Origin of the sequence: Microcoleus sp. B6-A1 (genome assembly GCF_036705085.1) — a bacterium.
Classification (GTDB): Bacteria; Cyanobacteriota; Cyanobacteriia; order Cyanobacteriales; family Microcoleaceae; genus Microcoleus.
The window spans coordinates 1-5630 of the sequence record NZ_JAUBTU010000161.1 but is presented as its reverse complement, the minus strand read 5'-3'; the positions used below and the strand labels follow the sequence as shown (position 1 = coordinate 5630).

Here is a 5630-nt window from a genome sequence, read left to right as displayed (position 1 = left end):
TTATTGTGGGATGGGCGTCCCGCCCGTCTTTTTGGGACGGGCGGGACGCCCATCCCACTTTCAAGAGTGGAAGTTATTTAATTCTCATTCCTTAGCAGCAATATGTACCGATTTGAATTAACCTAGAGCGTCGCCTCCGATATAGATATAAACTGAAGTTGATCCGGCGAAACATCCTTCACCAAAGCCAAGATATTGCCGCTGCTAGCTTCCCGAATCACCGTCGCCTTAGTATTTAAAATTCTAAAATCAGCAGTGCGAGGAATTCCCGGAGGAAAAGGCCCGCTGCTGTCATAATCTCTGGCATCACCAATTGTTAAAAACCTTTCGCTCAAAACAATATCATCTCGCGTCAATCCAGACGCCAATCCAATTACATCACCTTCAGCCGGATTGTAATCGAGAATAAAATCGGCAGGCACTTCATCTACATCAAAATTGCCACTAGGCGGCGGTTGAAGCGAACCAATTTCCCCGGAAGTTGCTCCCACTTCTGTGCGGAGGAAAAACAAATCTGCGCCTTCACTTCCCCAAAGTCTATCAATTCCAGCATCACCGATTAGAGTATCGTTTCCACTTTCTCCTACTAAAGCATCACTCCCTTTACCGCCGCGAATAAAGTCATTGGCCGTGCCTCCATAAACGTAGTCATTACCTTGATCTCCGCTGACAAAATCGCTGCCACATTCTCCATAAAGAATGTCAAAATCTTGGCCGCCATGAATAGTATCGCTGCCACAACCTCCGATTAAAGTATCTGTGCCGCTGTTACCGTTCATCAGTTCCGCACCACCTGAACCTCTGACAAAATCGTTACCAGCTAAGGCCCGCAAACCTCCGGGAGTATTCTGCAGAATTCCATTTGCTAATTGAACTACGTCGTCATTGGGAGTTAAATCAAAAAAGTTGGGGTCGCTGGCTGGATTTGGCAATGGCCCTGTGAGTAATTTGATGTTTGGGGGATCAGGAATAATTGGGTCTGAATTTTCAGCTAATGCTCTAATTTCTCCGAGATTTGTTTCTAACATCCTAAGTTTCTCCTTTTTTGATTGACTTTGGTGACATTCTGATTTTAACAAAGGTTCCAATTAAGATATATGCGGGAATCTGGGGTTACAACAATCAAATTATTGTTAAATTTGCCGGAATTAGTGTCAATAAGCTAGAGTTGTTGACACTAATGTGGTCGTCCAAATCCGCAAATATTTTGAACTGTGTACCAATAATTCTGGGGATCGCGTACTCTATTACCCGTTAGCAGTCAGTGGCGGAAAACCAACTGAATGCTAATTGTCATGAAACCTTGAGTTAAGTTCGGAATAATTAATATGCTAGACACTGCGATCGAATCTATTCAAGCCAGAGAAATCCTCGACTCCCGTGGCCGCCCCACCATTGAAGCTGAAGTTTACCTAGCCAACGGTGTTGTCGGACTCGCCCAAGTCCCCAGCGGTGCGTCTACAGGCTCTTTTGAAGCCCACGAACTCCGCGACGACGACAAAAGCCGTTACGGCGGTAAAGGCGTCCTGAAAGCCGTCGCTAACGTCGAACACAAAATTGCCCCCGCTTTGGCTAATCTAGATGCGATCGACCAAGCACTGGTAGACAAAACCATGATTGACTTGGACGGTTCCCCCAACAAATCCAACCTCGGCGCAAATGCCATTCTCGGAGTCTCCTTAGCCACAGCAAAGGCTGCCGCCGAGACTTTAGGACTCCCCCTTTACCGCTACTTGGGCGGGCCCTTGGCGAACGTTTTGCCCGTACCACTGATGAACGTGATCAACGGGGGTTCTCACGCTAACAATAATGTGGACATTCAAGAATTTATGATTGTCCCTGTGGGTGCGCCTTCTTTTAAAGAAGCTTTACGCTGGGGTGCAGAGGTATTTGAATCCTTGAGTAAAGTCTTAAAAGCTGAGGGTTTGCTGACTGGTGTGGGTGATGAAGGTGGTTTTGCGCCTAATCTTAAATCCAATCAAGCAGCTTTGGATTTGTTGATTGCAGCTATTGAAAAAGCTGGCTATAAACCGGGTGAACAAGTTGCTTTGGCTTTGGATGTTGCTGCTAGCGAATTTTACAAAGATGGGCAGTACACTTACGACGGTGTGGCTCATTCGCCGACAGAATTAATCGATTATTTGGATGGTTTGGCCGGAAAATATCCGATTGTTTCTATTGAAGATGGTTTGCATGAAGACGATTGGCACAGTTGGGTAGCACTGACTGAGAAAATGGGCAGCAAAGTTCAATTGGTTGGTGACGATTTGTTTGTTACTAATCGCACGCGGCTGCAAAAAGGAATTGATTTGAAAGCTAGCAATTCGATTTTGATTAAGCTGAATCAAATTGGTTCTTTGACTGAGACTTTGGATACGATCGACCTCGGCAAACGGAACAGCTATCGAGCCGTCATCAGCCACCGTTCCGGTGAAACTGAAGATACCACAATTGCCGATTTAGCGGTAGCGACTCGCGCCGGCCAAATCAAGACTGGTTCTTTGTGTCGCAGCGAACGGGTGGCTAAATACAACCGTTTGTTACGGATTGAGGACCAATTGGGCGATCGGGCAATTTATGCAGGATCGATCGGTTACGGGCCTAAATAACACTGGATAATTGGGAATTGGGCATCTGACAATTTTAGATTTTAGATTTTAGATTTTAGATTGAAGAATTGATTAGTAACTTGAATCTAAAATTAACAATCAGAAATCTAAAATCGGATGGGCATCGGGAATCGGCAATTTATATCCTGTAGGGGCGGGTTTTACCAGAAATAATTGCCTAAAACCAACAATCTCGTAAACCCGCCCCCACCCATCACCCATCACCAATGCCCCATGCCCAATGCCCAATGCCCAATGCCCAATTACCAATTAAGGATAGAAAGCCAATTGTGGCAAACCCAAAGTTTCTTCCCAACCCATCATCAAGTTCATGCACTGGATGCCTTGACCGGCTTGTCCCTTAATTAAATTGTCGATCGCCGATAGCACAATCACCCTGTCAGTACGCGGATCGACTTCCACACCGATGTAACACAGATTTGTGCCACAAGCCCATTTTGTTTGTGGATAAACTCCCGCCGGTAACACTTTTACCCAAGGACAATTGCGGTAAAAAGCGCTGAAAATTGTGATTAAATCTTCCCGCACCAAACCCGGATCACGCAAAGTTGCGTACACAGTCGCCAGAATTCCGCGCACCATCGGAATGAGGTGAGGAGTAAACTGAACTTTAATATCGTGTCCCGCTAAATCGCTGCAAATTTGCTCGATTTCTGGCGTGTGGCGGTGGCGGCCAACGCCGTAAGCCCCTAGAGAACCCTCTGCTTCAGCCAACAACAGATTAACTTCGGCTTTGCGGCCCCCTCCCGAAGCACCGGATTTGGCGTCGATAATTGCTGTTTCTGGCACAATGAGACCTTGTTTGAGCAAAGGTGCCAGGGCTAATAAACTAGCAGTGACGTAGCAGCCGGCACAGCCTACTAACTGAGCGCCTTTAATTCGATCGCGGTACAATTCTGGCAAACCGTAAACAGCCGTTGCAGCTAAAGCAGAGTCCGATCGCTCGCCCCCGTACCAAGCTTTGTAAGTTTCCAGATTTTCAAATCTGTAGTCAGCCGACAAATCCAAGACTTTGCAGCCTTTTTCTATCAGCGTCGGTGCCATTTTGCAAGCTAAACCGTTTGGCAGCGACAGAAACACAACTTCGCATTTTGCCGCTATTTTGTCTAGGTCGATCGCCTCGACTGTCAAATCAATGCAGTTAGTCAGGTGCGGATAAAGGCTGGAATAAGGTTTTCCTGCACTGCTATCCCCGCCCAAATAAACTACTTCAGCCGCCGGGTGGTCCGCCAGCAGTCGCACAAGTTGCACGCCGCCGTACCCTGAAGCGCCGATAATTCCTACAGGCACACGTCCAACATCTCCCATTTTCCTTTATCCCCTCAGCCGTTGAAGTCAAAAACGCTTGAACTTTTGCTGCATTGTAGTACCAAACGCCAACTTTGGTGGCAAAGAATTGTGTTGTTTTGTTTTGGAGGTGCATTTTTGTTAATTTTCCGCTGTTTGACCGAAAGCATCCAGGATACCCGCCACGTGATTCATTCCAACGCGCAGACTCAGGACCCAGAAATAAAAAACCTGTATCCAATACACAAGCCCCCGGATTTATCCGTGGGGTCAATGCTTCAATCATTTAATCTAAAATCTAAAATCTAAAATCTAAAATCGATTGACCCCGCCCAAAACCCATACAAAGCCCTGGAGATCCCAAAATTTTAGACCAAAGTTCCATCTTCCAGATTCACTGCGCTGCAAGTAAATCTAAAATCTAAAATCTAAAATCTAAAATCGACTGACTGATCGCCAAAACCCTAAAATTAACAAACTGATGTGCGATCGTGCTATAAAAAAACTTACATTAACCCATCCACAAACCGGAGATTAACATTTTTCCCTCTTGCCTCTTGCCTCTTGCTTCCTGTATCCTGCCTCGAACCTCTTCCCTCTTCCCTCTTCCTTCCTACCTATGGGCATCGTTGTAGAAAACGTATCAAAACAGTTTGGCAGTTTCCAAGCACTCGATCGAGTCAGCTTAGAAATTGAATCGGGTTCCCTAGTCGCATTGCTGGGCCCGTCTGGTTCCGGCAAGTCTACACTGCTGCGACTGATTGCGGGTTTAGAAATGCCCGACTCTGGCAAAATCTGGCTGACAGGCCAAGATGCTACCAATACTAGCGTCCAAGACCGCAAAATTGGGTTCGTGTTTCAGCACTACGCGCTATTCAAGCACATGACAGTGCGAAAAAACATCGCTTTCGGGCTGCAAATTCAGAAAACACCGCCCGCGAAAGTCAAATCGCGGGTAGAAGAATTGTTGAATTTAGTGCAATTGGCAGGATTGGGCGATAGATACCCGTCGCAACTTTCAGGAGGCCAGCGGCAGCGGGTGGCCCTCGCCAGAGCCCTGGCTGTGGAACCGAAAGTGTTACTGCTAGACGAACCTTTTGGAGCTCTCGATGCCAAAGTTCGCAAAGATTTGCGTGCTTGGTTGCGGCGACTGCACGACGAAGTTCACGTTACCACAGTCTTTGTGACGCACGATCAAGAAGAAGCGATGGAAGTTGCCGATCGAATTACAGTAATGAATAAAGGTAAAATCGAACAAGTCGGCACACCCGCAGAAATTTACGACCATCCCGCTAGTGCCTTCGTAATGAGTTTTATCGGGCCAGTCAATGTATTGCCCAGTAGTTCCAGAATGTTTCAAGACAACGGCTTTGACTCAGCCAACCCAGAGATTTTCTTGCGCCCTCACGACGTAGTAATTGAAACTACAGAAAATAGTGCAACAGTGCCTGCAAGAATCAGTCGCTTGATTCATTTGGGATGGGAAATACAGGTAGAATTAACCTTAGATGATGGTCAAGTAGTAAACGCTAATTTGACTAGAGAAAGATTCGATAGCTTGAACTTGCAGCCCCAGCAAAGAGTGTTCGTAAAGCCGAAAGATGCCAAGTCCTTTCCACTTTTTTATTCCATCTAAGGATCGCGAATTAAATAACTTACAATTTTAATTGTTATTGTGGGATGGGCGTCCCGCCCGTCTTTTTTGGACGGGCG

The 5630-nt window shown here is 46.4% G+C and carries 4 protein-coding genes; 2 read left to right on the top strand and 2 right to left on the bottom strand.

The window, feature by feature from the left end:
• Positions 1 to 122 precede the first annotated feature (122 nt).
• Positions 123 to 1028 (bottom strand): calcium-binding protein, encoded by a 906-nt coding sequence (locus QUB11_RS30590; RefSeq protein WP_333207436.1) that lies wholly within the window; start codon positions 1026 to 1028, stop codon positions 123 to 125.
• 300 nt (positions 1029 to 1328) lie between these two features.
• Here QUB11_RS30590 and eno point away from each other — a divergent pair, with 300 nt between their 5' ends.
• On the top strand, positions 1329 to 2609 hold the full coding sequence (gene eno, locus QUB11_RS30585; RefSeq protein WP_445300799.1) for a phosphopyruvate hydratase: 1281 nt from the start codon (positions 1329 to 1331) through the stop codon (positions 2607 to 2609).
• 270 nt (positions 2610 to 2879) lie between these two features.
• Here the strand turns inward: eno and argC are convergent, their stop codons facing one another.
• A complete protein-coding gene (argC, locus tag QUB11_RS30580) occupies positions 2880 to 3938 on the bottom strand; it encodes an N-acetyl-gamma-glutamyl-phosphate reductase (protein ID WP_333207435.1) in 1059 nt (352 codons plus the stop codon).
• Between the two features lie 598 nt (positions 3939 to 4536).
• On the opposite strand from argC, the gene QUB11_RS30575 reads away from it, so the two are divergent.
• Positions 4537 to 5553, top strand: coding sequence for a sulfate/molybdate ABC transporter ATP-binding protein (locus tag QUB11_RS30575; protein ID WP_333057474.1), 1017 nt, complete (start codon positions 4537 to 4539; stop codon positions 5551 to 5553).
• Positions 5554 to 5630: the final 77 nt, after the last annotated feature.